Source organism: Bordetella trematum (assembly GCF_900078335.1).
GTDB lineage: Bacteria > Pseudomonadota > Gammaproteobacteria > Burkholderiales > Burkholderiaceae_B > Bordetella > Bordetella trematum.
In genome coordinates, this window is sequence record NZ_FKBR01000014.1 from 98,918 (window position 1) to 123,481 (window position 24,564).

Below are 24,564 nucleotides of genomic sequence, written 5' to 3' on the forward strand. Positions count from 1 at the left end.
GGATGCCGGACGGCGTGCCTGCGGGCCGCCGCCCGGCCCGGATTCAACCGGCCAGACCGGCCGTGTCCAGGCTGAAGGCAGCCGCGGCGCGGCCGATGCGGTCATTGACCGCATCCCAGGCGGGATCGGCCGGCGGCGCCTGCACCCAGATGCGGGCATAGCCTTGCGTATCCAGGTCGCGCAACGTGGCGTACAGCGCCTGGGCATAGCGCGCCGGGTCGGCCGGCACGCGATGGCAATCCAGGCCCGGCAGATCGGCGTGCCAGCCATAGGTCACCAGCGCGCTGCGTCCGGGCGGCAGGCCCTGTTGCGTCAGCTGCGCCCAGGCGGCCTCGTCGAGCAGGGCCAAGGGCGTGCGCGGCGCATAGTGCGCCTTGAGCGTGCCCGAGGCGCGCGGCGCAGCCGCATCCGGACGGCGCACCGGCACACCCAGCACCTGCGCCAGTTGCGCAGCGCTGATATGCCCGGGGCGCAGCAGCACCGGGCCCGCCCCCTGATCCAGGCGGGACAGATCCAGGATGGTGGATTCGATGCCGACCTCGGCTGCGCCGCCATCGAGCACCGGCATGCCGGCAGCCACTTCATTGGGGAACTCGCTGCGCACATGCCCGGCCTGTGTCGGCGAGACATGGCCGAAGGTATTGGCCGACGGCGCCGCCACCCCGCCCTGACCGCCCGGCTTGAGCGCGGCAAAGGCAGCCAGCAGCGCCTGGGCGACCGGATGCGAGGGGCAACGGATGCCGATGCTGTCCTGCCCGCCGCTGACGGCTTCGCCGATGCCGGGGCGACGCTTGAGAATGAGGGTCAGCGGCCCCGGCCAGAAGGCCGCGATGAGACGCTCGGCCTCGGGCGGCACTTCGCTAGCCCAATGCCGCAGATCGGCCTGCGGCGCCACATGCACAATGACCGGGTGCGTCGCCGGACGCCCCTTGGCGGCATAGATGCGCGCCACGGCCTCGGGATTCTCGGCATCGGCGCCCAGCCCGTAGACCGTCTCGGTCGGGAAGGCGACCAGGCCGCCTTGGGCCAGTCGCTGCGCCGCAGCGGCGATATCGGCATCAGCCATGGCGGACATCCGGCGCCGGCAGGCCGAGCACCTGAGCCACGCTTGCGGCATCGGCCTGCACCTTGGCCAACGGATGACCGACCACGGTCAGGTGGCCCATCTTGCGGCCACGGCGGGCCTCTTCCTTGCCATACAGATGCAGCTTGGCGCAATCGACGGCCAAGGCGCCCGCCCAGTCGGGCTCGCGCGGCGTCTCGCCATCGAACCAGCTGTCGCCCAGCAGATTGAGCATGACCGCCGGCGCCAGCAGCCCGGTGCTGCCCAGCGGCAAGCCGGCCATCACTCGCGCCTGCTGTTCGAACTGGCTGGTCACGCAGGCATCCAGGGTGTAGTGGCCGCTGTTGTGCGGGCGCGGCGCCATTTCATTGACCACCAGCGCGCCGTTGCGCAGCACGAAGAACTCCACGCACAGCACGCCGTGGTAATCGAGGCCCTGGGCGATCGCCTGAGCCGCCTGGCGCGCCTGTTCCTGCAGCGCCAGCGAGCCTTCCTCGCCGACGGTGGAGACGGCCAGGATGCCCTCGTGATGCACGTTGCGTGCAATCGGGAACACCACGTTGGCGCCATCAAAGCCGCGCGCGATGATCACCGAGATTTCGTAGTCCAGCGGCAGCAGCGCTTCCAGCACACAGGGCACGCCGCCGAAGGCCTCGAAGGCGGCCAGCGCATCTTCGCGATTGCTGACGCGCGCCTGGCCCTTGCCATCGTAGCCCAGGCGGGCGGCCTTCAGGATGCCCGGAAACAGGTGCTCGCCGGCGGAGCGCAGATCATCGGCGTCGTGTACCGCCACATAGGGCGCCACGGCGATGCCCTGGGCGGCGATGAACTGCTTTTCCGCGATGCGATCCTGCGCTACCGCGACAGCGTCGCCCGACGGGCTGACGCGGCAACGGCGGGCCAGCACGCGCAGGCTGTCGGCAGGCACGTTCTCGAACTCGGTGCTGATCACGGTGCAGCGATCGGCCAGCGCGGCCAGGCCCGCGGCATCATCATAGGCGGCACAGATATGCAGATCGGCCACGCGGCCGGCCGGGCAATCCTGGGCGGGGTCCAGCACCGCCACGCGATAGCCCAGGCTTTGCGCGGCATGACAGAACATGCGGCCCAGTTGCCCGCCGCCCAGCAGGCCCAGCCAGCCGCCAGGGGCAACGATGAGTTCGGAATGAGATTGCGACATGGTCAGTCCCGCCCGGGGCGGGGAAAACAGGGCGCCCCGAAGGACGCCGCGATCAGAAAAGCCGCCGGCGCCGGGCGCAGGCGGTGCGAACGGCGATCAGGCCTGCGGCGGCAGCGTCATGTTGCGCGCGGTCTCGGTCTGCGCGGCACGAAACGCCAGCAGTTTGGCGTGCAGGGCATCATCGGTGGTGGCCAGCGTGGCGATGGCATGCAACGCCGCGTTGGCGGCCCCCGCCTCGCCGATGGCGAACGTGGCCACCGGCACGCCCTTGGGCATCTGCACTATGGACAGCAGCGAATCCTCGCCGCGCAAATAGCGCGAAGGCACGGGCACGCCGAACACCGGCACCTCGGTCAGGGCGGCCATCATGCCCGGCAGGTGGGCAGCGCCCCCGGCGCCGGCGATGATGGCGCGCAGCCCGCGGGCGCGCGCCTGCGCGCCGTAGTCGGCCATATCCTGAGGCATGCGGTGGGCGGAAATCACGCGCGCCTCGAAAGGCACGCCGAACGACTCCAGCATCGCCACGGCATTTTTCATGACCTCCCAATCGCTGGAAGATCCCATGATGACGCCCACCACAGGGGCGCCGGTAACCGAAGAGTGTGTGGTCATGAGCGGGTTCGATGCGCCCGGGCGGCGCAGCAGTGAAGAAACCAGGCCGGGGATGTCCCCGGCCGCGAAGGCAGTTATTTTACCCGCCTTCTGATGTCTCCCCTAGAACGGGGACGCTCCATGCCGGGCGGAAACGGCGCGACGCGCCAGAAATGCCGGCCACCACGCCCCCCCCCCATCGCCCGCAAAAGCAAAAGCGCCCCGAAGGGCGCCGGTGACGATCGCGGGGAACGCGCGGGCTCAGGCCGTCAGGCGGTCCAGGGCTTCACGGTACTTGGCGGCCGTCTTTTCCAGCACGTCCTGGGGCAGGCGCGGCGCGGGGGCCGTCTTGTCCCAGGGCTGGGTTTCCAGCCAATCGCGCACGAACTGCTTGTCGAACGACGGGGGGCTGGTGCCTTCGCGATAGCCATCGGCCGGCCAGAAGCGCGAGGAATCGGGCGTGAGCACTTCGTCCATCAGGTGCAGCTGACCCCGGTCGTCCAGGCCGAACTCGAACTTGGTGTCGGCGATCATGATGCCCTTGGTGGCCGCGTAGGCCGACGCTTCGGCATACAGCCGCAACGTCACGTCGCGGATGCGCTCGGCCATTTCCTCACCGACTTCGGCGACCACATGTGCGAAGTCGACGTTCTCGTCGTGCAGGCCGAACTCGGCCTTGGCTGCGGGCGTGAAAATGGGCTCGGGCAGGCGGCTGGCCTGACGCAGGCCCTCGGGCAGGCGGATGCCGCAGACGGCGCCGCTGTCCTGGTAGTCCTTCCAGCCCGAACCGATCAGATAACCGCGCGCCACGGCCTCGACCAGAATGGGCTTGAGGCGCTTGACCACGACCGCGCGGCCGCGCACCTGGTCCACCTCATCGGGGGCCACCACATCTTCGGCGCGCACGCCGGTGGAATGGTTGGGCAGGATGTGGGCCAGCTTGCCGAGCCAGAACTCGGTCAATTCGGTCAGGACCTGGCCCTTGCCCGGAATGGGGTCGTCCAGGATGACGTCGAAAGCCGAGATACGGTCGGTGGCCACGATCAGCAACTTGTCGTCGCCGACCGCGTACATATCACGCACCTTGCCGCGCCCCAGAAGAGGCAGGGACTTGATGCTGGATTCATGCAAAGCGGAAGTCACGGATTGAGCCTATGGCGGTAAAGATTCCGTCGGCCGACGGAAAGCCCCGGAGCGCCGGCACGCCGGCGGGAGCATTGGGAAAGAGCTATAGATTACTGCAAAAGCAGCCGCGCCCGCAGCGGGCGGGCAGATGTGAAAAAGGCCCCGAGGGGCCTTTTTCATCAGGTCGGCTTACTGCACGACCTGCGCCAGTTTGCCGGAGGCATACAGCCCGGCCATGTCGCTGAGCGACACCGGCTTGATCTTGCTGCCGTTGCCGGCAGCGCCGAAGGCCGTGTAGCGTGCCACGCAGACCGCCTTGGCAGCGGCACGGGCCGGCTTGAGGTACTCGCGCGGGTCGAACTTGGAGGGGTTCTCGGCGAAGAAGCGACGGATCGCGCCGGTCATGGCCAGGCGGATGTCGGTGTCGATGTTGATCTTGCGCACGCCGAACTTGATGGCCTCCTGGATCTCTTCGACCGGCACGCCGTAGGTTTCCTTCATGTCGCCGCCGAACTCGCGGATCTCGGCCAGCAGTTCCTGCGGCACGCTGGAGCTGCCGTGCATCACCAGGTGGGTGTTCGGCAGACGGGCGTGGATTTCCTTGATGCGCTGGATCGACAGGATGTCGCCGGTGGGCTTGCGCGTGAACTTGTAGGCGCCGTGGCTGGTGCCGATGGCGATGGCCAGGGCATCGAGCTGGGTGCGGCGCACGAAGTCGGCGGCCTGCTCCGGATCGGTCAGCAACTGATCCATGGTGAGCTTGCCGTCGGCGCCGTGGCCGTCTTCCTTGTCGCCTTCCATGGTTTCGAGCGAGCCCAGGCAGCCCAGTTCGCCTTCGACCGTCACGCCCAGTTTGTGAGCCATGTCGACCACCTTGCGGGTCACGTCGACGTTGTATTCGTAGTCGGCAATGGTCTTGCCGTCTTCTTTCAGCGAGCCGTCCATCATGACGCTGGAGAAGCCCAGGTCAATGGCGCCCTGACAGATGGCAGGCGACTGGCCGTGATCCTGGTGCATCACCACCGGGATATGCGGATACGACTCCACGGCGGCCTGGATCAGCAGCTTCAGGAAACCTTCGCCGGCATATTTCCGGGCGCCGGCCGAAGCCTGCATGATGACCGGGCTGTCGGTTTCCGCCGCGGCTTCCATGATGGCCTGGACCTGCTCCAGATTGTTGACGTTGAAGGCGGGAATGCCATAACCATTCTCGGCCGCATGGTCGAGCAACTGGCGCATGGAAACGAGGGCCATAAAAAGGACTCCTGAATTCGGGTGAAGATGGGGAAGATGAAATCCGGCGAATTCCGTGATTTTAGCCGGGTTTGCGATGCAGTCCCATGCCGGCCGGCCTGGGTGATTTGTTGCAGTTCTTTACCTGGCCGCCGGGGTCGCCGGCAAAGGGGAATTTTTGTCGTTTTTCGATTAAGGCTATGATTCCGTTCTGCCTTTCCGATACATCGGGCGTATTACCCCCTCTCCTGGCCGGCCGCATCGCGCTTGCGGGCCTTCTCTGTAGTTGATCATGAACACCAAAAAACTGACGCGTTACATCGGCATCTCCATGGTGCTGGGCATCGCCGTGGGCTACGCATGCCACCGCTATGCGCAGGATGCCGCCCATGCCGAACAAATCGCCTCCTACTTCAGCATGGTGACCACCATCTTCCTGCGCCTGATCAAGATGATCATCGCGCCGCTGGTCTTCGCCACACTGGTATCGGGCCTGGCCAGCATGACCGATGGCCGCGCCGTCGGCCGCATCGGCCTGCGTGCCATGCTGTGGTTCGTCAGCGCGTCCTTCCTGTCGCTGCTGCTGGGGCTGCTGCTGGTCAATGTGTTCCAGCCCGGCGCCGATCTCAACCGCGCGCTGCCGGACGCCGGCGCCTCGACCTCGCTGAAGACGGGCGACTTCACCCTGCAGGGTTTCCTGACCCACGTCTTCCCGAGCAGCATCATCCAGGCCATGGCCAACAACGAGATTCTGCAGATCCTGGTGTTCTCGCTGTTCTTCGGCGCGGCGCTGGCCTATGTGCGCCGCGACGGCCACACCACCATCGTCAATGCCATCGACGAGCTCGCCAAGGTGATGTTCCGCCTGACCGACTACGTCATGCGCTTCGCGCCGCTGGGCGTGTTCGCCGCCATGGCGGCAGTCATCACGACCGAAGGCCTGGGCGTGCTGGTGACCTACGGCAAGCTGATCGGCGAGTTCTATCTCGGGCTGGTGCTGCTGTGGGCGTTGCTGTTCGGTGTCGGCTATCTGTTCCTGCGTCGCGATGTGTTCCGCCTGGGCGGGCTGATCAAGGAACCCACCCTGCTGGCCTTCTCCACCGCCAGCAGCGAATCGGCCTACCCCAAGACCATCGAGGCGCTGACCCGCTTTGGCGTGCCGCCGCGCGTCTCCGGCTTCGTGCTGCCGCTGGGCTACTCCTTCAACCTGGACGGCTCCATGATGTACCAGGCCTTCGCGGTGCTGTTCATCGCCCAGGCCTATGAAATCCCCATGACCTTCACCCAGCAGTTGATGCTGCTGCTGGTGCTGATGATCACCAGCAAAGGCATGGCCGGGGTGGCGCGCGCCTCGCTGGTGGTGGTGGCGGCCACCCTGCCGATGTTCGATCTGCCTGAAGCCGGGCTGCTGCTCATCATGGGCATCGACCAGTTCTTCGACATGGGCCGCACCGCCACCAACGTGGTCGGCAACAGCATGGCCACCGCCGTGATCGCCAAGATGGAGGGTGGCGAGTCCGCCAGCCCCGATGAGATCGCCGCGGCCAGCGCGGAAGAACAACGGGCCTGACCCGGGTCCGGCAATGCCGCCGGCGCCCCGCCCCGCCAGCCGCGGGCCGGGGCGCCGGCGTTTTCGAGAGACGCGATTCAAGCCGGGCGGGCCGCCTCGTCCAGCAGGAACAACGGCAAGGCCAGCGCCGCGGCCAGCCGGGCCGCATGCAACTGTTGCGGCCCGACACGCTCGGTCTTCATCAGAAAATTGAGCGTGCCAAGACAGCGGCCCGCCTGCACCACCGGCACGTTGATCACCGAGCGCAAGCCCAGCCGGGCAATGGCGTCGTGGTCATCGAAGAAGTTGCGGATGGCCTCGCTGCCCTCACCCACGAACAGGCGCTGCTCGATCAGCACCTGCTGCCCCCAGGCCGTCCCGGTCTTGTCCTTGCTGCCGCCCGGCGGGTACGCCCCGGGCTGCGAGCTGTACAGACGTTGCACCTGCATGGCGGCGGCATCGAAACGGTTGGCGGTACACAAGCGCTGATCCAGCACGGGGGCGGCGTAAGCATCGATGGCGGCGAACGCGGCGACGATATCGCCGGCGACATGGGCGGCCATCAAACGCTCAAGCGCGGCTCCGGCGGCAGTGTCGAACGCGCTCATTCGGCCGTGATCCCGAGTTCATTGATCAGGTCGCCGTACTTCCGGGCATCCTGCTCCAGCAACTCGCCGAACTGTTCCGGCGTACTCTCGACCAGCAGCACCCCCATCTCGTTCATCTTGCGGATCACGTCGGGCCGCCGGAGCACGGCATTGATTTCCTGATTGAGTCTCGTCGTCAGTTCCGGCGGCAGGCCCGCCGGGCCAAAGGCGCCGTACCACACCGACAACGCATAGCCAGGCAGGGATTCCGCCACCGTCGGCACTTGCGGCAGCAAAGGCGAACGCTCGCTCTCGGTCACGCCCAGCAGCTTGAGCTTGCCGGAATTCACGTGGGGCAGCGTCTGCGTGCCGGCGCTGAACAGCACTGGCGTGCGGCCGGCCACCGTGTCCAGCACCGCCGGCGCGCCGCCCCGGTATGGGACGTGCATCATTTCCACGCCGGCGGCGCGCTCGAACAGCACGGCGCTCAGGTGATTGGTCGAGCCCTGTCCGGCCGAGGCATAGGCGACCGTGCCCGGATTTTTCTTGAGATAGGCAACGAAATCGGTCACGTTGTCAGCCGGCACGGAAGGATGCACCACCATGGTATTGGTCACACGCGCCAACTCGGCAATCGGCGTGAAGTCCTTCACGCCATCGAACGGCATGTTGGCGTAAAGCGCGTGATTCATGGTGTGGGTACTCATGGAACCCAGCAGCAAGGTGTAGCCATCCGGCTTGGCGCGCGCCACATAGGCACTGCCGATGTTGCCCGACGCGCCAGACCGGTTTTCCACCACGACGGGTTGGCCAAGAGACTGCGACAGGCCTTCGGACAACATGCGGGCGAGAATATCGGTCGAACCGCCCGCCGCCCACGGCACGACCAGTGTGACCGGTTTTTCAGGCCAGGCCGCCTGGGCCGGCCCTCCCAGCGTCGCCAACCCCAGCGTCAATCCGGCAGCCAGTTGTTTGATCGAGAAAGTCATGGTGTTCAACCCCTGTATGTAGAGACCGGTCTGGATGCCGGTTGGAAAAGGCGTGAAAAACTAGCGCCCCACGGCGTAGCCCTGCATGCCACGCGGATTGGCGCCAGCCTTGAGCAGCCAGCCGCCGGCGCGCGCCTGGCGCGTGCAAACGCTGATGCGGCCTTCCGACCACGGTCCGCCGACGACCACGTCATGGCCGGCGGCCTGCAGGGCCGCAATCGTTTGCGGCGGCAGGCGCGACTCGACCGTCAGGCGATTCAGCGTGGTCGAACGCGGCCAGAAGGAGCCGGGGAAATGATCGATATGCCAGGATGGTGCATCGATGGCCTGCTGCAGATTCAGCCCGGCCGCGTGACGCAGCAAGAACGACACCGTCCACTGATCCTGCTGATCCCCGCCCGGCGTGCCAAAGGCCATGTAGGGCAGGCCGTCGCGCAGCACCAGGCCCGGCGACAGCGTGGTCGACGGCCGCTTGCCCGGCATCAGACTGCCTGGCAGCCCCTCGTCCAGCCACGTCATCTGCAGCCGGGTGTTCAGGGAAAAGCCCAGGCCCGGCACCACCGGGCTGGACGACAGCCAGCCGCCCGAGGGCGTGGCGGCGACCATGTTGCCGTGTCGGTCGATGACATCGATGTGGCAGGTATCACCCACGAACAGTTCACGCTCGGCCCCTTGCGACACCGGCGGCAACGCGGCAAAGGTGGGCTCGCCCACACCGAATCGCGTATCGGCGTGCGCCAGCGTGCGCTGCGCGGCGGCCAGATCAGGCAGGCGCGGCGCCTGCCCGACGGGGGCGCCGGGCTGCAGCATCCTGCTGGCCTGTGCGCCGACCAGCGCGGCGCGCTCACGGGCGTAGGGAGCCGACAGCAGGGCCTGCATCGGCACGCGCACGAAGTCCGGGTCACCGTACCAGGCGCTGCGGTCGGCGAAGGCCAGTTTGGCGGCCTCGGCCACGCGATGCACAAACTCGAAGGAATCCGGCGCCAGCCCCTCCATGCCCAGTTCGCGCAGGATCGCCAACTGCTGCAGATGCACCGGCCCTTGTGACCAGGGCCCGCACTTGGCCACGGTGAAAGGCCCGTAATCCAGCATCACGGGCTCGTCATACTGTGCCTGCCAGCCTGCCATGTCGTCCTTGCGCAGCAGGCCGCGATTACGCTGTCCGGTGGTATCGCGGATCTCGGCATGTCGATAGAAATCATCGATCGCATCGGCCACGAACCCCTGGTACCAGACATCATGCGCGGCCTGGATGCGGCTGCGCCGGTCGCAGCCCCGCGCGGCGGCTTCGTCCAGGATGCGTGCATAGGTTTCGGCGATGGCCGGCGTACGCATCCAGCTGCCCGGCGCCGGCACCTGCCCCTGCGGCAGCCACACCTGCGCCGATGACGGCCACTCGTCCCGGAACAGCGATTGCACAGCCAGGATGGCCTGGGCAATGCGCGGCACCACCGGAAACCCGTCGCGCGCATAGGCCATGGCTGGCGCCAGCACATCAGCCAGCTCCCAGCTGCCATAGTCGCGCAGCAGCGCCAGCCAGGCGCCAAAGGCGCCCGGCACCGTCGCCGGCAGCAGGCCGATGCCCGGCACCAGATCCAGGCCCAGGGAGCGGAAATAGTCGCTCGAGGCCAGCGCGGGCGCAGGCCCCTGGCCGCACAGCGCGCGCATGCGCCCTTCATCCTCGCTCCAGAACAACACAGGCACTTCCCCACCCGGGCCGTTCAGGTGCGGTTCGACCACCTGCAGCACGAAGCCGCCGGCGACGGCGGCGTCATAGGCATTGCCGCCCTTTTCGAGCACCCCCATGGCGGTCTGGGAGGCCAGCCAGTGGGTGGATGAAACCACCCCGAAGCTGCCCTGGATCTCGGGACGGGTGGTGAATTCGGAATGCATACCTGCGCCTGCCGCAAAGAAATCGTCGTGAGGGGCAGTATAGGAGTGGGAAATAACTAAAATTCAGTTTCTTTGCATAGCTACATAACCATCAAGGAATAGCAGGATGTCATCCGCCCCGAGCCTGGCGCGCCGCCTCAAGCACCGTCATCTGACGCTGCTGCTGGCCATCGAACGCCACGGCACCCTGACCCGGGTGGCCGCGCAGGCTGGCATCAGCCAGCCTGCGGCCAGCAAGATCCTGCTGGAGATCGAAGACCTGTTCGGCGCGCCCCTGTTCGTGCGCACAGGACGGGGTTTGCAGGCCAACGCGCTGGGACAGCTGGCCATCGATCGTGCTCAGCGCATGCTCAACGACCTGTCGCGCTGGGAACAGGAGGTGCAAGCCTTGCAGGGCGGCCACGCCGCCCATCTGCATGTCGGGGCCGTGCCGTATGTCTCCAGCACGCTGCTGGCCCGGGCCATCGCCCTGCTGCTGGAACGCCATGGCATCACCGTGACGCTGCATCGCGCCACCACCGACCATCTGCTGCCCATGCTGCGCCGTCACGAGCTCGATGGCATGATCGGTCGCCTGCCGCCACTGGCCGGGCTGGAAGGCCTGCGTCACCAGGCCCTGTATCACCAGCGTCCCAGTCTGATCGCGCATCGGCATCTGGCGCGGCGCCTGAACGCGCGCGCGCCCGACTGGGCCGCCGCTGCCGCGCTGCGCTGGGTGCTGCCCGAAGCCCGCACCCCGACCCGCCATCTGATTGCCGAGCACTTCGTGCGCTGTGGCGTGGCACCGCCCCAGCCTGTGCTGGAGGCCTACTCCACCGACGTCATCGAAACCCTGCTGGGCGGCGATGCCACCCTGGTTTCGGTGGTGCCCACGGAGATCGCCCAGGAGCTGGCCGCGCGCGGGCGCATCAAGGCCATCACCTGGGACTGGGGCTGGGAATTGCCCCCCATCAATCTGATCCAGCGCGAGTGCGCCGACCTGCAGGCGCCGGCCGCGCAAACGGCGCTGGCCGGCATTCTCCGGGAACTCTGCGGGCCACCCGCCTGAGGGCAGGCCCGCCGCGCCGGCCTACTCCAGTTCGATGCCGGCCTCGTCGATCAGCGTGGCCCACTGGCCGGCGTCGCGCTTGACGATCTCGCGCAGTTGCTGCGGGGTGCTGGCGACGAACTCCACGCCCTGGGATTCGAACTTCTGGTTCAGGGCCGGATTCTTCAAGGCTTCGGCGGTGGCGCGATTAAGCTTGTCCAGCACCTCGGGCGAGGTGCCCGCCTTGGCGAACAGGCCATACCAGGTGGTATAGGAAACACCCGGCAAAGCCTCGGACACCAACGGCAGGCTGGCCGTGTCGGCCCCCTGGCTGGGCGCGCTCATGGCCAGCGGCTTGACCAGCCCCTTATCGATCATGGGCTTGAGCGAGGGCATGCTGCTGAACAAGGCCTGGACCTGGCCCGATGCCAGATCCGTCAGCACCTGCGAGGTGCCGCGATATGGCACGTGCACCACATCGACACCGGCCTTGCTCTTGAACAGCTCCATGCCCAGGTGCGCCACGCCGCCCACCCCGGCCGAGCCGAAGTTGACCGTGCCGGGATGGGCGCGGGCATAGTCGACCAGCCCCTGCACCGACTCCACCGGCAGCTTGGCGTTGACCACCAGCACGTGGGGACTTTGCGTCAGCAGGCTGATCGGCTCCAGCAGCGCCAGGACATCGCGCCCTTGCATCGCCTTGGACGGAATGGTCATGTTGCCCGAGGCCGGCATCAGCAGCGTGTAGCCGTCCGCCTCGGCACCCAACACCTGGTTGAGCGCGGGCACGCCGTGGCCGCCGCCGGCATTGACCACCACCACCGGCTGGCCCAGCTGCTCGCCGAGCACCTGTGCGAACTCACGCCCGACGATATCGGCCGGGCCGCCGGCGGCAAACGGCACCACCATGCGGATCGGGCGTTCGGGATAAGCGGCCAGCGCCTGCGTGGCCGGAGCCAGCCCGATGGCCAGGGCCAGCACGGCCCAGGATTGCTTGAATGACATTGTCTTCCTCCAGGTTGAAATCGGATGCGGCGCTCAGCGGATCTGCGCCATCTCTATCGGGTTGTCGGCCAGGGCCTGATCCAGCCAGACGGGCCGCAGCTCGCCGCGTGCGATCGCCGCCATGCGTTGCGTCTCGGCCTGCCCCTTGGCCAGCGCGGCTGCCACCAAGGCCTCGCCGCGCGCCGGCTCGAACGCCACCACCCCATCGTCGTCGGCGAAGATCCAATCGCCCTTGCGGATGGTCACGCCCCCGCAGCTGACGGCCTTGCCTACGCTGCCCCCGCCGCGCTTGTGCGGGCCGGCTGGCGAGACCGCGCGGGCGAACACGGGCAGCGCCGCCGCGCGCAACTCCTGCGCATCGCGCATGGCCCCGTCGATCACCACCCCTGCCAGGCCGCAGGCGGCCGCCTGGGCGCACATGATCCCGCCCATGACGGCGCGCTCGGTATGCCCTTGCGCATCGATGACCAGCACCTCGCCCGGACGGGCAATGGCCAGCGCGGCATGGATCGCCAGGTTGTCGCCCGCCGGCACGGCCACCGTCAGGGCCGGCCCATGCAGCACCCAGCCCGGGCGCAGCGGTTTGATCGCGGCCTGCAATACCGAGGCGCCCACGTCGGCCAGCAAGGTGCTGCTCAGGCCCGGGCTGTGAATATCGCTCATCGTCTACTCCACCAGGCTCGTCACGGCCGACGGGAAAATGCGCTGATAGGCCTCGCCATAACGCGTGCCGGCCTGCTTGCCGCGCCGCCCGGCCTGCGCGCCACGCTGCAGCGCGACGCGCTCGTAGTAAGCCCACAGATTGGACTGGGTCGGCATGGCCTGCATGGCCTGCCACTTCACGGGCCACACTTCCGTGATGTCCAGCAGCAGGTCGGGCTTGAACTGGCACAGCTCGGGCTGGTGCGGCTCGAAACACAGCACCTGAGGCGGCGTGACGTAATCGGCCCCATGGCCCGGCGCGATGGCCTGCATGCGCGCACGCAGCACCATTTCATAGCTGCGGCAATGGTCCAGGTTGGACGGATCGTGCTCGGGATGGGTCAACACCACCGAAGCGCGCGTCTCGCGCAGCTTGCGGCTGATGCGGCGGACCGACTCGGCCGACTCCGGCATGGGATAGTCGCCCAGGTCATGGAAATCCAGCGACGCCACGCCCAGCAGTCCGGCGGCCGCTTCGGCCTCGGCACGCCGCAATGCCTTGACCGCATCGCGCCCGGTGTCGCCCTGCCAGGCGGCATTGGACTCGCCGTTCTCGCCAAAGCTCAGGCACAGGAGGTGCACGTCCACCCCTCGTCGCGCGTGCAAGGCCATGGCCCCGCCGCAACGCCATACAAAATCGCCCACATGGGCCGTCACCACCAGCATGGAAGCCGCCATCGTTGTCTCCAGAAAAAGCAGCCTGCATTCTATTTCCGTGAAACGACGTTGTACTGTGTACAATCACGGGGATTTCACATCCCCTTGGAGTCCATCTTGAGTAATGACGGAGTGATCGCCGTCGAGCGCGCCCTGAGCGTGCTGAACTGCTTCAAGCCCGGCAGCGAACGCCTTTCGCTGGCCGACTTCGCCGCACGCCTGCCGCTGCACAAGACCACCATCTTCCGCTTGCTGAATTCCCTGGTGCGCTGCGGCTACGTGGTGCGCGAAGCCAACGGCCAGTACAGCCTGGGGCCGCGCGTGCTGTATCTGGGGCGCGTCTATGAGCGAGGGTTCGACCTGTCGGCCCTGGTCATGCCCGTGCTCGACAGCCTCTCGGCCGAAACCGGCGAAAGCGCCGCCTATTACGTGGAAGGCGGCGAGCCGGGCAGCCGTCTGTGCCTGTTCCGCCAGCAGCCGCACGAAGGCCTGCACACCCAGGTGCTGGCCGGCAGCGTCATGCCGCCCGACTCGTCTTCGACCGGGCGCGTGTTCGCCATCTGGGCCCAGGGCGCGCCTCGCGGCAACGAGGCTCTGCCCTTCGCCTCACGCGGGGTGCGCGACCCCTATACCTCATCCTGGTCTACGCCGGTCATCGGCAACGACGACCGCTTCGCTGGCGCGCTCACCATCGCCGGGCCCTCGGTGCGTCTGGACACCGTCGACGCCCGGCACTTCCGTCGCCTGCTGCTGACCCGCGCCGATGAGCTGTCGCACCGCCTGGGCGCCTCGCCCGAAATGCGCGACGCCCTGTATCACGCCGACAGCGCAGCCGATGCCTGACGCAACGCCGGCAATGCCGCCACCGCCATGCGCGGCGCGCAGCCTCAGCCGGTCGCGGTCCAACGCGCCGGCCAGCGGCCATCCTGCATCATCGTGCAGGCCAGTTCGCGCAACTGCGCACTGACGGCCTCGATGGCCGGTTCGCCCTCGCCGCCCCGACGCTGCGCCAGGCAGATGCTGCGGGTGAAGGGCAAGGCCAGCCGGCGTGCAACCAGCTCGCCGGCGGCCAGCTCCTCGGCCACGGCACAAGGCGCCAGCAGGCTGAACCACGCGCCGCTCTTGATGAGGCGGATGAGCGGCTGGCCGGCATCGATATCCAGCCGCCCGGCCAGACTCACCCCGTGGCGCGCGAAATGCGCCTGCAAGGCAAGACGGATGCCATGCTTGGGCGAAGGCAAGGCCAGCGGATAACGCGCCACCGTCTTCAGCGACAACGCCGCGCCCGGCTTGAGCCGGGCGGCCTGACCGATGAGATGCAGGTCTTCCTGGGCCAGCGGCTGGCTGCTGACTTGCTGGCTGGGGGGTTGGTCGAACACCAGCGCCATATCCAGCTCGCCGCTGTTGACCCAAGCCCACAGATACCCTGAGAAGCTGTCCACCACCCGCAGGCGTATGCGCGGATAGCGTTGCGACAGCCGCTCGATCAATGGCAGGGCGAACACCGCCGCGCAGGAGGACGGCAGCCCGACCGAGACCTCGCCCTCCGGTTCGCCGCGCGCCCCGCCAATGGCTTCGGCCGTGCGGCGCGCCAGCCCCACGATGTCATAGGCGCGCGCCAGCAGCGCACGGCCGCTGGGCGTGAGCGTCACGCCACGCAGCCCGCGCTCCAGCAGGCGGGCCTCCAGCAGGGACTCCAGCTTGTTGATGGCCACCGTTACGGCGGGCTGGGCCAGATGCAGGCGCCGGGCCGCCGCCGAAATGCTGCCTTCCTCGCACACGGCGATGAATACCAGCAGTCGGGGAATATCGAGTTTCCGGGCCGCGTCAGCCATAAATTTCCACTATACCGGGATAGAAAGACAATATTTTATGTTTAGGTCGGCAGCGGGCCATACTGCGCCCCGTTATTCCCACTGCCCGCCACCATGCCTCTTTCCGACACCCTGCACCTGCGAGCCATCCGCGGCTTTCATGTGGGCGGCAGCCTGCAGGCGCTGCACGGCCAGGCCGTGCGCACCCTGCAGACCGTGCCCGGCCTGCCCCCGCGCGCCTCCGATCCCAACGGCCATTGCGCCGCCGGCCAGCTGTACGTGCAACATTTCCAGCAGGCACACCCCGGCAGTCCCTGGCCGGTCTATCTGTGGCACGGCGGCGGCATGACGGGCTGCACCTGGGAACTGACCCCCGACGGACGCCCCGGGTGGCACGACTATTTCATGCGCCAGGGCTACGACACTCTGGTGAGCGATGCTGTCGAACGCGGGCGCGCCTCCTGGCCAACGCAGGCGCTGGCCGAGGCCGGCCCGCCCGAAGCCCGCACCCTGGAGCAGACCTGGGATCTCTTTCGCCTGGGACAACGCCAGCCTGACGGCCAGTGGCGCGCCCATGCCGGGCTGCAGTTTCCCTGCGAGGCCCTGCCCCAGTTGATCAAGCAGTTCGTACCGCGCTGGACCGCGCACCGCGAACAGGCCATCGCCGCCTATATCGCGTTGCTGGAACAGACCGGGCCCGGCATCGTCATCGCCCACAGCGAAGGCGGCCGGCTCGCGCAGGCCGTCGCCCAGGCGCGCCCCGAACTGATCCGCGCCCTGGTCCTGGTCGAGCCCGCAGGCGGCGTGACGCTGCAGCCCGGCCAGGCGGACGCCCTGCGCGCAGTCCCGGTGTGCGTGGTCTGGGGCGATTTTTTCGAAACCAGCCCTCTGTGGCGGCAGTATCGCCAAGGCTGCGAACGCTGGCTGCAAACGCTGCGCAAGGCCGGCGTGCGCGCCGACGTCCTGGACCTGCCCGCGCTGGGGCTGACCGGCAACTCCCATCTCCCCATGATGGACCGCAACAGCCTGCAGGTCGCCAGCCACGTGCTGGCCTGGATACGGCAGGCCGCCGCCTAGCCCCTACTTCTTTCCCAACGATCACGGAGACAACCATGACCCGACACCGCCTGCTGCGCCGCCTGACCCTGGCCGGGCTGGCCCTGGCCGGCTGCCTGAGCCTGCCCGCCCTGGCCGCCGAAGACTATCCGCAGCGCCCCATCCGCCTCATCATTCCCTATCCGCCAGGCGGCTCGCTCGACCCCATTGGCCGCGTCCTCGCCGAAGAGCTGTCGCAACGCGTCAAGCAAGCCGTGGTGGTGGAGAATGTGGCCGGCGCCAACGGCATGGTCGGCTCGACCCGCGTGGTGAAATCCCCGGCTGACGGTTACACACTGCTGCTGGGCATCACCTCCAACGTCGCGCTGGTGCCGCTGGTCACACCCAACAGCCCCTACCAGGCCAGCGACCTGGACGCCATCGGCATGGTCGGCACCAGCGGGCTGGTGCTGGTCGGCAAACCCGACCTGCCCGTGGATTCCTTGCAGTCGCTGCTGACCGAGGCGCGTGCCCGGCCTGGCAGCTTTTCCTATGGCGTACCCGGCAGCGGTTCGCTCTACCACCTCGTGATGGAAGCCATCAAGGCCGACACCGGCACGGATATCGTCGCCGTGCCCTACCGCGGAGCCGGCCAGGCCAGCGTGGACATCATGGGCAGCCAGATCGATGTCGCGCTGCTGGGCCTGCCCGCCATGCTGCCGCATATCGCATCGGGCAAGATGAAGGCGCTGGCAGTGATGAGCCGCGAGCGCGACATCGGCAATACGGACATCCCCGCTGCGGCCGAAACCCCCGGACTGCAGTCGGTCGACTACACCATCTGGACCGGCCTGTTTGCGCCCAAGGGCCTGCCCGCCCCGGTTCGCGAGCGCCTGCATGGCGAGCTGCAGGCGGTGCTGGCCTCGCCCGAGGTGGCCCAGGCCTATGCCAGGATGGGCGTGCAGGTGGCCGCTCCCCAAAGCAGCGAGGCCTTTGCCAGTTTCGTGGCCCGGGACAGCGAAAAACTGCGCCAGGACGTCCAGCGCACCCAGCTGAAGATTGACTGAGCCGGGCGGCACCGGGCCAGCTGCGGCCCGGTGCCTCTTGCCAGCGCACAGGCTTTGTGCATTGCTGCAACGGGTTTACGGGTTAATACTAGGAATTTCGTGGCTTGCGCGCTACAATGCAGGGCAAGTTCCACAGAACTGGCCGGGCTCATGAAAAGATCGTCTACGCGGTCCCCCTTGTCCAGTTCTCGCGGGCGGTCTCAGTCGCGCCGCCCGACGCTTCTTCCGGCAGGATCCGATCCTGCCGCGACCGAGCCGCGCTTGACCGCGCACACTGCCCTCGCGGCGTGAGTACCCGCCTTAACCAGGCCCTGCAGGGCCGGCCCGTACCCCAGCCTGCCGCGGCGTTTTTTCGCCGCGCCACGCGAAGCGATGCGTTGGGCATCCGGCGCATGCCCCAGCATGCACAATGACAAGAGGAGTTGATTAATGGCTAAAGAAGAACTCATCGAGCTGCAAGGCGTCGTGGACGAGGTGCTGCCCGATAGCCGCTATCGCGTCACCCTGGACAACGGCGTGGAAGTCGGCGCCTATGCTTCGGGCCGTATGCGCAAGCACCGTATCCGTATTCTGGCCGGTGACCGCGTCACGCTGGAAATGTCGCCCTACGACCTGACCAAGGGCCGTATCAATTTCCGCCACAAGGACGAGCGTCCCTCGGGTGCCCCGCGCCCCCCGTTCCGTCGCTAAGCGTAATGCGCCGCCGGCGCGAAAGCGCCGGAACTGGGCCCCATACCGGCCTGTCCTGGGCCGATAGCCGCCTCCCCTTCCGTGGGAAAATCGCGGCATGAGTGCTACTGACCCCACCCCCATGGAACGTCTGCGACAAGCCGCCGACAGGCTCACGCGTGTGCGCCGCGCGCATGAGCAAAGCGAACTCGGGTTGGCCCAGCTGCAGCAATCGCGCGAGCGCTTCATCAACAGCTTGCGCAACACCGGCCTGAGCTATGCCCAGGCCAAACTCAAATTCGACAACTGCCTGGAAGAACAGCGCCGCTTGCAAGAGCGCATTGCGCACGAGCTGGACTACGCCGAACGCTTCTATGCGCACCAGGCGCTGAGCCTGCCAGCCTGAACGACCGGCGCGCCTCAGCGCCGCAGGAAGATGGCCGGATCCACGCGGGCATCGTTGAGGCTGACATTCCAATGCAGATGCGGCCCCGTGGCACGCCCGGTCGAACCGACCTTGGCCACCACCGCGCCACGCGCGACCTCGTCGCCCTCTTTGACGTCAATGGCCGACAGGTGCGCAAACATGCTGATCAGCCCCTGCCCGTGGTCGATGAACAGCGTCTTGCCGTTGAAAAAGTAGTCGCCTACCAGCACCACCGTGCCGGCCGCCGGCGCCTTGACGGGCGTGCCCGCCGGCACCGCGAAGTCGAGCCCGGAATGCGGGTTGCGCTCTTCACCGTTGAAAAAGCGCCGCAGCCCGAAAGGACTGGACAGACGGCCGCCCTGCACCGGGCGGTCGAGGATGACGTTGCTCGGCAGCACCTCGGCGCGGAAACGCGCATAGGCCTCGTTCTGGGCCGCCAGTTCACGCTCGATGCGCTTGAGGTCCTGCGGATCGGGATTGACCTGGCGCCGATTCTTCAGCGTGATGTGCTGGGCCGCGTACGTTTTGGGCCCGACCGTGAACGTTTGCTGCCGGGGCTGCCCCTCCGCCACGACATCCAGCGTCTGCACGCCGACCGGCACTTTGAGCCCCACACCGACAATGGCGATCCAGCGCTGATCGCTGTCGCGCACCACCAGTACCGGCTTGCCCTGAAAGCGCGCCTGCGGCGCGCTCGCGCCGCTGCCCAGATCGACCACCGCCACCCCGCCCGGCACGGGCTGATTCAGGCTGCGGGCGATATAGCCGGCCTGCGCCGAGGCCGCCTTGGCCGGCGCTGCCGGCGCGGCAACCGCCGGCGCGCCTGACAGCGACGCCGCCAGCAACAAAGCCGCCAGAGGCGGCGCCGGCATCAGAGACACAGGTTGGCCGCCTCGCCCAGCGGCTGCGCGCGCTTGGGCAGGCGCGAAGACAGGCGCACGTCGGTCTTCTTGCGGTACGTGCTGGCCGAGAGCACCGATTCGGCGCCCATGGCGCCATCGACGATCAGCTCATAGCCGCCATGGATGGCGCGCTTCTCGAACTCCGTGCCCAGCCCCTTCCAGGCGGCGCCCACGCAGGCGACGTAGTCCTCGGCGCTGCGCAGCGTCGATCCGTAGAACACCGGATCCAGCTTGCTGACATCTTTCGAGGTCACGCAGGCGCTCAGGGTGGCGGCCAACAACAGAGGCAGGGCAAGACGGACATTCATGGATAGCATCCAGGCAAGAAAAACAGGCAGCCACTATACCGCAGGCGGGCGTTGGGCCGATTTGGGCCGAAAGGCCTTGACCACCTCGGGCCGGGTTTCAATGTACGGACCGCCGATCAGGTCGATGCAATACGGCACCGCCGCGAAAATCCCCGGCACGCGGGCGGCGCCCTGCTCGTCCTTGAGACCTTCGAGCGTCTCGCGGATGGCCTTGGGCTGGCCGGGCAGGTTGAGAATGAGCGCGGCATGCGAGCCGGTCTCGCGCAGCACGCCGACCTGACGCGACAGAATCGCCGTGGGAACGAACTGCAGGCTGATCTGGCGCATCTGTTCGCCAAAGCCCGGCATCTCGCGCGTGGCCACGGCCAGCGTCGCCTCGGGCGTGACATCGCGCCGCGCCGGGCCGGTGCCGCCAGTGGTCAGGACCAGGTCGCAGCCCTGCCGGTCCACCAGTTCGACCAGGGCTGCCGAGATCGCCGCCGCGTCATCGGCCACCAGGCGCTCGACCGCCTGCCAGGGCGAGGACAGCGCCTGGCCCAGCCATTCGCGCAGCGACGGCACGCCCTGATCGGCATAGGCCCCGCTGCTGGCGCGGTCGGAAACCGACACCAGGCCGACGATCAGTTTGTCGGGATGACGGCGGGAAACGGGGGAAGAACTCAACTCGGTCATGGCATATCGATAAAGGGTTACAGGAGACGCCAACGCGCGAAAAACATCCTAACTCATCCTTAGTCACGGCAGTCGGTCGCAAATCTGTAATAATTCCGCCACTCCATACCGGCTCGCACCCTAATGTTTGATCTTTTCTCCGGCCTGGACCTCTGGGTAGGTCTTAGCCTTGTTCTTGCTCTGGCTTTCGTTCTTGCGTTCGAATTCATCAATGGCTTCCATGACACGGCCAACGCGGTGGCCACCGTCATCTACACCAAGGCCATGCCGCCGCATCTGGCGGTGATCCTCTCCGGCATATTCAATTTCCTCGGCGTCCTGCTGGGCGGCGTGGGCGTGGCCTACGCCATCGTGCACCTGTTGCCGGTCGAGATGCTCATCAACGTCGATACCGGCCGTGGCCTGGCCATGGTGTTCGCCATGCTGGCCGCCGCCATCGCCTGGAACCTGGGCACCTGGTACTTCGGCATCCCGGCATCCAGTTCGCACACCCTCATCGGCGCCATCCTGGGCGTTGGCCTGGCCAACGCCGCCATGTCCGATCTGCCCATGGGCGACGGCGTGAACTGGGGCAAGGCCATCGATATCGGCATGTCGCTGCTGGTCTCGCCGGTGGCCGGCTTTTTGGTGGCGGCCGGGGTGCTGCTGCTGCTCAAGCGTTTCTTCCCTCTTTCCAAAATGCACAAGACGCCCGAAGAGCGCCGTGCCCTGGACGCCAAGAAACACCCGCCCTTCTGGAACCGCCTGGTCCTGGTCCTTTCGGCCATGGGCGTGAGCTTCGTGCACGGCTCCAATGACGGCCAGAAAGGCATCGGCCTGATCATGCTGGTGCTGATCGGCATCGTGCCGGCCAAGTTCGTGCTGGACGTCAATGCCACGCCCTACCAGATCGACCGCACCCGCGATGCAGCCTCGCACCTGTCGGCCTTCTACGAGCGCAATGCCGACTCGCTGGGCGACTACCTCGCGCTCTCGCGCAACGGCACCCGCGAGGACCTGCCGGCCAGCTTCCGCTGCGACCCCGAACTGACGCTGCCGACCATCGACGCCCTGCGCGCCGAACTGGCCGGCGTGCATCATTACAAGGATCTCTCGCCCACCGAACGCATCAGCGTGCGCCGCTTCCTGCTCTGCCTGGACGACACCGCCAAGCGGGTGCAGGCCCATCCGGGCCTGGACGTGCGCGAGCGCACCGATCTGCAACGCCTGCGATCCGACCTCACCGCCACGACGGAATACGCCCCCCTGTGGGTGATCGTGGCCGTGGCGCTGGCTCTGGGCATCGGCACCATGGTCGGCTGGCGCCGCGTGGTGCTGACCGTGGGCGAGAAGATCGGCAAACAGGGCATGACCTACGCCCAGGGCATGTCTGCCCAGCTGACCGCCATGGGCGCCATCGGCATGGCCAACGTTTTCAGCCTGCCGGTCTCGACCACCCACGTGCTGTCTTCCGGCGTGGCGGGCACCATGGTCGCCAACCGTGTCGGTCTGCATGGCAGCACCGTGCGCAACATTCTGCTGGCCTGGATCTTCACCCTGCCCACGTCCATGATGCTGGCCGCCGGGCTGTACTGGCTGGGCGTGACGCTCACCGGCGCCTGAGCCTGCCGGCGGGCCGCAGGCGCCCGCCCCGGATCCTCTCGGATCCGCTCAGCCCAGCCACCAGAGCGCCGTCCCATAGGCGGCCAGCCCGCCGATCACCGCCACGCCGCTGTTGCCCGCCCAACGGGCCAGCACGGCGGTGGCGGCCAGGCCCGCCAGATAGGGCCCCGACTCGGGCACCCGCTGCGCGCCCCACAGGTCCGGCACGATGACCGCAGCCGCAATGGCCGCCAGCAGCGCCGGGCCGAGCGCCGACAGGGCCGAGCCCTCTTCGGACAGCTTGCGCAATAAACGATTGCGCGGCGACAGCAGAAACGGCAGGCCGCGCGTCAGATAGGTGATTGCCGCCATGGCCAGCACGGCCACCCAGAATTCCAGTTCGTCGCTCATCCCCGCCCCCTTCCCCAGGCCAGGCAGCCGGCCAGCGCCCCGAGCAGGATGCCCAGGGTTGCATGGCCATTGGCGGCCAGCAAGGCACTCACGCCGAACCCGGCCGCCAGCGGCAACAACAGCTCACGCCGCAGACTTTGGCAGACCAGCGCCACGAACAGCGCCGGCAGGGCAAAACGCATGACCTGCGAGAGCATCGGCGTGTGACGCTCCAGGCCGTCGCCGGCATACACGCCCACCGCCGTTCCGGCGATCCAGGTCAGCCATGCAGCCAGGCCCAGCGCCGTCATCCAGCCGGCGCGGCGCCCTTGCGGCACCTGCCCCATCTGCTGCAAGGCGGTAGCGAAGACTTCATCGGTGAGCAGAAAGGCCAGGCCCAGCCGGGTGCGCAAGCGCGGCGGCAGCACCCGCGCGAGAATGGGGCCATAGAGCAGATGACGGGCGTTGAGCAGCGAACACAGCGCGACCACCCAGATCCAGGGCGTGCCCGCCTTGATGGACGCCAGCAACAGGAACTGGCTGGCGCCGGCGTAGACCAGCACCGAAATCAGGATCACCTGATAGGGCGCCAGCCCCACGCCGGCGGCGGCGATGCCGAAGGCCATCGCCACCGGGAAATAACCGATCATGACGGGCAGGCCGGCCTTGAGCCCTGCCGCCGCGCCCGTCGAGGGCCGAACCGCTTCCTGATCCATGGAGGTTTTGCGCCAAATCAAAACCCCCTATTGTAGAAAGCCCCGGCGGGCCTGCGCTAGCTGCCCAGGCCGAGCGCGTGCAGCTGCCCGCGCAGGCGGCGGATCTCCTGGCTGAGGTCCAGAATCAGGGCGGCGGCATCCAGCCCCGCGCCCAGATCGCGCTCCAGGCGGCGCGCATCCATGGCGCGGCGCAGGTCGGCGCTTTCAAAGCGCCAGGCCGCCGGATGGCTGCCATGCGCGGCGACGATGCCCACTTCGACCAGCTGCGCCACCCAGGCGACCTCGGCCTGGCAGGCGCGCGCCAATTCTTCGGCGGTCAGGGGATCGGCGGGGCAGACTACGGTTGCTTGCGTGATGGTGACGGATTTCATCTTCACACCCCCAGGTTGCGGCGCGGATTGAACGACATTTTCTCGGCGAAGGCTTCATAGGCCTGGCGGGCCGCGTCGGTGTCGGCCGGCGGCAGCACCAGCTCCAGGACCAGATACAGATCGCCGGCAGGCTCGCCCGGAATGCCGCGTCCGCGCAGGCGCAGCTTGCGGCCGTTCTTGGAGCCGGCCGGCACCGAGACCTCCAGCGTACCGCCCGGCGTGGGTACCTGCACCGTGGCGCCCAGGGCCGCCTCCCAGGGCGCGATGGGCAGCTCCATGTACAGATCGCGGCCTTCGGCGCGATAGCGGCCGTGCGGCTTGAAACGAATTTCCAGGAAAAGATCGCCCGGCTCGCCGCCGCCATAGCCCGGCAGACCCTGCCCGGCCAGACGGATGAATTGGCCTTCGCGCACCCCTGCCGGGATCTTCACGCTCAGGGTGCGCGAACGCAGCTGCGGCTGCCCATGCTCGTCGGGCTGCATCGATCGCAGGCTGATCTCGCGCGTGGCGCCATGCAGCGCATCGTCGATATCGACCTCGATGGCGGCGTGCTGGTCTTCGCCGCGCGCGCGGAAATTCTCGCTGTGGGCGCGGCGTCGCTGCTGGCCGCCGAACAGCGACGAGAAGAAGTCACTGAAGCGGCCGTCTTCCTGGTCGCCCGGACCGTAGTGGAACTCGAAGCCCTGATCCCAGCCCGGCGGCGGCTGGAAGCCGCCATCCGGCGAGACGCCCTTGGCCAGGTTGTCATAGGCGGTGCGCTTTTCCTGGTCGCGCAGCACGTCGTAGGCTTCGTTGACATCGCGCATGCGGGCCTCGGCGTCGGCTTCCTTGCTGACGTCAGGGTGGTACTTGCGGGCGAGTTTGCGATAGGCGCGGCGAATTTCGTCTTCAGAGGCGGAACTTTCCACGCCGAGAATTTTGTAGTAGTCCTTGAACTCCATGTTCCGGCTCTTTTTGCGTGAAAGAAAAAGGGAAAAACGGGCGGCGGCAACTGCGCCATACACAAGATAG

The 24,564-nt window shown here is 67.5% G+C and carries 27 protein-coding genes; 8 read left to right on the forward strand and 19 right to left on the reverse strand.

What is annotated here, in order from left to right:
- Nucleotides 1-43 precede the first annotated feature (43 nt).
- From A7V84_RS08095 to fba, 5 genes are all read right to left on the reverse strand, one after another.
- A complete protein-coding gene (locus A7V84_RS08095) occupies nt 44-1,066 on the reverse strand; it encodes an L-threonylcarbamoyladenylate synthase (protein WP_063491928.1) in 1,023 nt (340 codons plus the stop codon).
- Nucleotides 1,059-2,243, reverse strand: a complete 1,185-nt coding sequence (locus A7V84_RS08100; protein ID WP_025518375.1) for a 5-(carboxyamino)imidazole ribonucleotide synthase — start codon at nt 2,241-2,243, stop codon at nt 1,059-1,061. Before A7V84_RS08100 ends, A7V84_RS08095 begins: the two co-directional genes overlap by 8 nt.
- A gap of 96 nt (nt 2,244-2,339) precedes the next feature.
- Nucleotides 2,340-2,855, reverse strand: a complete 516-nt coding sequence (purE, locus tag A7V84_RS08105; RefSeq protein WP_033534128.1) for a 5-(carboxyamino)imidazole ribonucleotide mutase — start codon at nt 2,853-2,855, stop codon at nt 2,340-2,342.
- A gap of 240 nt (nt 2,856-3,095) precedes the next feature.
- Nucleotides 3,096-3,977, reverse strand: coding sequence for a phosphoribosylaminoimidazolesuccinocarboxamide synthase (locus A7V84_RS08110; RefSeq protein ID WP_025518378.1), 882 nt, complete (start codon nt 3,975-3,977; stop codon nt 3,096-3,098).
- A gap of 171 nt (nt 3,978-4,148) precedes the next feature.
- On the reverse strand, nt 4,149-5,213 hold the full coding sequence (fba, locus tag A7V84_RS08115; RefSeq protein ID WP_025518380.1) for a class II fructose-bisphosphate aldolase: 1,065 nt from the start codon (nt 5,211-5,213) through the stop codon (nt 4,149-4,151).
- Between the two features lie 271 nt (nt 5,214-5,484).
- Here fba and A7V84_RS08120 point away from each other — a divergent pair, with 271 nt between their 5' ends.
- Entirely contained in the window at nt 5,485-6,762 is a 1,278-nt protein-coding gene (locus A7V84_RS08120) for a dicarboxylate/amino acid:cation symporter (RefSeq protein WP_025518381.1), read from the forward strand.
- Between the two features lie 77 nt (nt 6,763-6,839).
- Here A7V84_RS08120 and A7V84_RS08125 read toward each other — a convergent pair whose 3' ends face one another.
- The 3 genes from A7V84_RS08125 to A7V84_RS08135 are packed head-to-tail and all read right to left on the reverse strand — an operon-like array spanning nt 6,840 to nt 10,210.
- Nucleotides 6,840-7,349, reverse strand: a complete 510-nt coding sequence (locus A7V84_RS08125) for a GAF domain-containing protein (RefSeq protein WP_025518382.1) — start codon at nt 7,347-7,349, stop codon at nt 6,840-6,842.
- On the reverse strand, nt 7,346-8,317 hold the full coding sequence (locus tag A7V84_RS08130; RefSeq protein WP_025518384.1) for a Bug family tripartite tricarboxylate transporter substrate binding protein: 972 nt from the start codon (nt 8,315-8,317) through the stop codon (nt 7,346-7,348). The genes A7V84_RS08125 and A7V84_RS08130 overlap by 4 nt, the downstream gene beginning before the upstream one ends.
- 60 nt (nt 8,318-8,377) lie before the next feature.
- Nucleotides 8,378-10,210: a gamma-glutamyltransferase family protein gene (locus A7V84_RS08135; protein ID WP_063491927.1), complete on the reverse strand. Its 1,833-nt coding sequence runs from the start codon at nt 10,208-10,210 to the stop codon at nt 8,378-8,380.
- A gap of 106 nt (nt 10,211-10,316) precedes the next feature.
- On the opposite strand from A7V84_RS08135, the gene A7V84_RS08140 reads away from it, so the two are divergent.
- On the forward strand, nt 10,317-11,258 hold the full coding sequence (locus tag A7V84_RS08140) for a LysR family transcriptional regulator (RefSeq protein WP_025518387.1): 942 nt from the start codon (nt 10,317-10,319) through the stop codon (nt 11,256-11,258).
- A gap of 21 nt (nt 11,259-11,279) precedes the next feature.
- Here the strand turns inward: A7V84_RS08140 and A7V84_RS08145 are convergent, their stop codons facing one another.
- Genes A7V84_RS08145 through A7V84_RS08155 form a run of 3 tightly spaced genes read right to left on the reverse strand, consistent with a single transcriptional unit; the run spans nt 11,280 to nt 13,622 of the window.
- Entirely contained in the window at nt 11,280-12,242 is a 963-nt protein-coding gene (locus A7V84_RS08145) for a Bug family tripartite tricarboxylate transporter substrate binding protein (protein WP_025518389.1), read from the reverse strand.
- 33 nt (nt 12,243-12,275) lie between these two features.
- On the reverse strand, nt 12,276-12,905 hold the full coding sequence (locus tag A7V84_RS08150) for an RraA family protein (protein WP_025518390.1): 630 nt from the start codon (nt 12,903-12,905) through the stop codon (nt 12,276-12,278).
- Nucleotides 12,906-12,908: 3 nt separating this feature from the next.
- On the reverse strand, nt 12,909-13,622 hold the full coding sequence (locus A7V84_RS08155) for a PIG-L deacetylase family protein (RefSeq protein WP_033534123.1): 714 nt from the start codon (nt 13,620-13,622) through the stop codon (nt 12,909-12,911).
- A 96-nt stretch (nt 13,623-13,718) separates the two neighbouring features.
- Between A7V84_RS08155 and A7V84_RS08160 the strand changes: the two genes are divergently transcribed.
- Nucleotides 13,719-14,444 (forward strand): IclR family transcriptional regulator, encoded by a 726-nt coding sequence (locus A7V84_RS08160; RefSeq protein ID WP_033534122.1) that lies wholly within the window; start codon nt 13,719-13,721, stop codon nt 14,442-14,444.
- Between the two features lie 44 nt (nt 14,445-14,488).
- On the opposite strand, the gene A7V84_RS08165 is transcribed toward A7V84_RS08160, so the two are convergent.
- A complete protein-coding gene (locus A7V84_RS08165) occupies nt 14,489-15,436 on the reverse strand; it encodes a LysR family transcriptional regulator (RefSeq protein WP_025518393.1) in 948 nt (315 codons plus the stop codon).
- Between the two features lie 93 nt (nt 15,437-15,529).
- Between A7V84_RS08165 and A7V84_RS08170 the strand changes: the two genes are divergently transcribed.
- The 4 genes from A7V84_RS08170 (at nt 15,530) to A7V84_RS08185 (ending at nt 18,592) form a co-directional block, all read left to right on the forward strand.
- Nucleotides 15,530-16,492 carry an alpha/beta hydrolase family protein gene (locus A7V84_RS08170; RefSeq protein ID WP_082832973.1) on the forward strand — a complete coding sequence of 321 codons (963 nt, stop codon included), beginning with the start codon at nt 15,530-15,532 and terminating at the stop codon, nt 16,490-16,492.
- A gap of 35 nt (nt 16,493-16,527) precedes the next feature.
- Entirely contained in the window at nt 16,528-17,517 is a 990-nt protein-coding gene (locus A7V84_RS08175; protein ID WP_051348352.1) for a Bug family tripartite tricarboxylate transporter substrate binding protein, read from the forward strand.
- A 429-nt stretch (nt 17,518-17,946) separates the two neighbouring features.
- Nucleotides 17,947-18,207 carry a translation initiation factor IF-1 gene (infA, locus tag A7V84_RS08180; RefSeq protein ID WP_025518397.1) on the forward strand — a complete coding sequence of 87 codons (261 nt, stop codon included), beginning with the start codon at nt 17,947-17,949 and terminating at the stop codon, nt 18,205-18,207.
- Nucleotides 18,208-18,304: 97 nt separating this feature from the next.
- Nucleotides 18,305-18,592 (forward strand): hypothetical protein, encoded by a 288-nt coding sequence (locus A7V84_RS08185; protein ID WP_025518399.1) that lies wholly within the window; start codon nt 18,305-18,307, stop codon nt 18,590-18,592.
- Between the two features lie 14 nt (nt 18,593-18,606).
- Here A7V84_RS08185 and A7V84_RS08190 read toward each other — a convergent pair whose 3' ends face one another.
- From A7V84_RS08190 to mog, 3 genes are read right to left on the reverse strand one after another with little or no spacing between them, the layout of a single operon-like run.
- Nucleotides 18,607-19,485 (reverse strand): peptidoglycan DD-metalloendopeptidase family protein, encoded by an 879-nt coding sequence (locus tag A7V84_RS08190; RefSeq protein ID WP_082832972.1) that lies wholly within the window; start codon nt 19,483-19,485, stop codon nt 18,607-18,609.
- A complete protein-coding gene (locus A7V84_RS08195) occupies nt 19,485-19,823 on the reverse strand; it encodes a hypothetical protein (protein ID WP_025518402.1) in 339 nt (112 codons plus the stop codon). The genes A7V84_RS08190 and A7V84_RS08195 overlap by 1 nt, the downstream gene beginning before the upstream one ends.
- A gap of 33 nt (nt 19,824-19,856) precedes the next feature.
- Nucleotides 19,857-20,495: a molybdopterin adenylyltransferase gene (gene mog, locus A7V84_RS08200; protein WP_063491926.1), complete on the reverse strand. Its 639-nt coding sequence runs from the start codon at nt 20,493-20,495 to the stop codon at nt 19,857-19,859.
- Nucleotides 20,496-20,618: 123 nt separating this feature from the next.
- On the opposite strand from mog, the gene A7V84_RS08205 reads away from it, so the two are divergent.
- The gene (locus A7V84_RS08205) at nt 20,619-22,097 is read left to right on the forward strand and encodes an inorganic phosphate transporter (RefSeq protein WP_025518404.1); all 1,479 of its coding nucleotides are present in this window, start codon (nt 20,619-20,621) and stop codon (nt 22,095-22,097) included.
- 48 nt (nt 22,098-22,145) lie between these two features.
- Here A7V84_RS08205 and A7V84_RS08210 read toward each other — a convergent pair whose 3' ends face one another.
- From A7V84_RS08210 to A7V84_RS08225, 4 genes are read right to left on the reverse strand one after another with little or no spacing between them, the layout of a single operon-like run.
- Nucleotides 22,146-22,487 carry an AzlD domain-containing protein gene (locus A7V84_RS08210; RefSeq protein WP_033534120.1) on the reverse strand — a complete coding sequence of 114 codons (342 nt, stop codon included), beginning with the start codon at nt 22,485-22,487 and terminating at the stop codon, nt 22,146-22,148.
- Nucleotides 22,484-23,182: an AzlC family ABC transporter permease gene (locus A7V84_RS08215; RefSeq protein ID WP_033534119.1), complete on the reverse strand. Its 699-nt coding sequence runs from the start codon at nt 23,180-23,182 to the stop codon at nt 22,484-22,486. Before A7V84_RS08215 ends, A7V84_RS08210 begins: the two co-directional genes overlap by 4 nt.
- A gap of 56 nt (nt 23,183-23,238) precedes the next feature.
- Nucleotides 23,239-23,553, reverse strand: a complete 315-nt coding sequence (locus A7V84_RS08220) for a chaperone modulator CbpM (RefSeq protein WP_025518408.1) — start codon at nt 23,551-23,553, stop codon at nt 23,239-23,241.
- Between the two features lie 2 nt (nt 23,554-23,555).
- Nucleotides 23,556-24,494, reverse strand: a complete 939-nt coding sequence (locus A7V84_RS08225) for a DnaJ C-terminal domain-containing protein (protein WP_025518409.1) — start codon at nt 24,492-24,494, stop codon at nt 23,556-23,558.
- Nucleotides 24,495-24,564 lie beyond the last annotated feature (70 nt).

Bases quoted from the DNA above. Each gene is read 5' to 3' on its own strand.
- A7V84_RS08095 (WP_063491928.1), bottom strand. From the start codon at position 1,066: ATGGCTGATGCCGATATCGCCGCTGCGGCGCAGCGACTGGCCCAAGGC.
- A7V84_RS08100 (WP_025518375.1), bottom strand. From the start codon at position 2,243: ATGTCGCAATCTCATTCCGAACTCATCGTTGCCCCTGGCGGCTGGCTG.
- purE (WP_033534128.1), bottom strand. From the start codon at position 2,855: ATGACCACACACTCTTCGGTTACCGGCGCCCCTGTGGTGGGCGTCATC.
- fba (WP_025518380.1), bottom strand. From the start codon at position 5,213: ATGGCCCTCGTTTCCATGCGCCAGTTGCTCGACCATGCGGCCGAGAAT.
- A7V84_RS08120 (WP_025518381.1), top strand. From the start codon at position 5,485: ATGAACACCAAAAAACTGACGCGTTACATCGGCATCTCCATGGTGCTG.
- A7V84_RS08125 (WP_025518382.1), bottom strand. From the start codon at position 7,349: ATGAGCGCGTTCGACACTGCCGCCGGAGCCGCGCTTGAGCGTTTGATG.
- A7V84_RS08130 (WP_025518384.1), bottom strand. From the start codon at position 8,317: ATGACTTTCTCGATCAAACAACTGGCTGCCGGATTGACGCTGGGGTTG.
- A7V84_RS08135 (WP_063491927.1), bottom strand. From the start codon at position 10,210: ATGCATTCCGAATTCACCACCCGTCCCGAGATCCAGGGCAGCTTCGGG.
- A7V84_RS08140 (WP_025518387.1), top strand. From the start codon at position 10,317: ATGTCATCCGCCCCGAGCCTGGCGCGCCGCCTCAAGCACCGTCATCTG.
- A7V84_RS08145 (WP_025518389.1), bottom strand. From the start codon at position 12,242: ATGTCATTCAAGCAATCCTGGGCCGTGCTGGCCCTGGCCATCGGGCTG.
- A7V84_RS08150 (WP_025518390.1), bottom strand. From the start codon at position 12,905: ATGAGCGATATTCACAGCCCGGGCCTGAGCAGCACCTTGCTGGCCGAC.
- A7V84_RS08155 (WP_033534123.1), bottom strand. From the start codon at position 13,622: ATGGCGGCTTCCATGCTGGTGGTGACGGCCCATGTGGGCGATTTTGTA.
- A7V84_RS08165 (WP_025518393.1), bottom strand. From the start codon at position 15,436: ATGGCTGACGCGGCCCGGAAACTCGATATTCCCCGACTGCTGGTATTC.
- A7V84_RS08170 (WP_082832973.1), top strand. From the start codon at position 15,530: ATGCCTCTTTCCGACACCCTGCACCTGCGAGCCATCCGCGGCTTTCAT.
- A7V84_RS08175 (WP_051348352.1), top strand. From the start codon at position 16,528: ATGACCCGACACCGCCTGCTGCGCCGCCTGACCCTGGCCGGGCTGGCC.
- infA (WP_025518397.1), top strand. From the start codon at position 17,947: ATGGCTAAAGAAGAACTCATCGAGCTGCAAGGCGTCGTGGACGAGGTG.
- A7V84_RS08185 (WP_025518399.1), top strand. From the start codon at position 18,305: ATGAGTGCTACTGACCCCACCCCCATGGAACGTCTGCGACAAGCCGCC.
- A7V84_RS08190 (WP_082832972.1), bottom strand. From the start codon at position 19,485: ATGCCGGCGCCGCCTCTGGCGGCTTTGTTGCTGGCGGCGTCGCTGTCA.
- A7V84_RS08195 (WP_025518402.1), bottom strand. From the start codon at position 19,823: ATGAATGTCCGTCTTGCCCTGCCTCTGTTGTTGGCCGCCACCCTGAGC.
- mog (WP_063491926.1), bottom strand. From the start codon at position 20,495: ATGACCGAGTTGAGTTCTTCCCCCGTTTCCCGCCGTCATCCCGACAAA.
- A7V84_RS08205 (WP_025518404.1), top strand. From the start codon at position 20,619: ATGTTTGATCTTTTCTCCGGCCTGGACCTCTGGGTAGGTCTTAGCCTT.
- A7V84_RS08210 (WP_033534120.1), bottom strand. From the start codon at position 22,487: ATGAGCGACGAACTGGAATTCTGGGTGGCCGTGCTGGCCATGGCGGCA.
- A7V84_RS08215 (WP_033534119.1), bottom strand. From the start codon at position 23,182: ATGGATCAGGAAGCGGTTCGGCCCTCGACGGGCGCGGCGGCAGGGCTC.
- A7V84_RS08220 (WP_025518408.1), bottom strand. From the start codon at position 23,553: ATGAAATCCGTCACCATCACGCAAGCAACCGTAGTCTGCCCCGCCGAT.
- A7V84_RS08225 (WP_025518409.1), bottom strand. From the start codon at position 24,494: ATGGAGTTCAAGGACTACTACAAAATTCTCGGCGTGGAAAGTTCCGCC.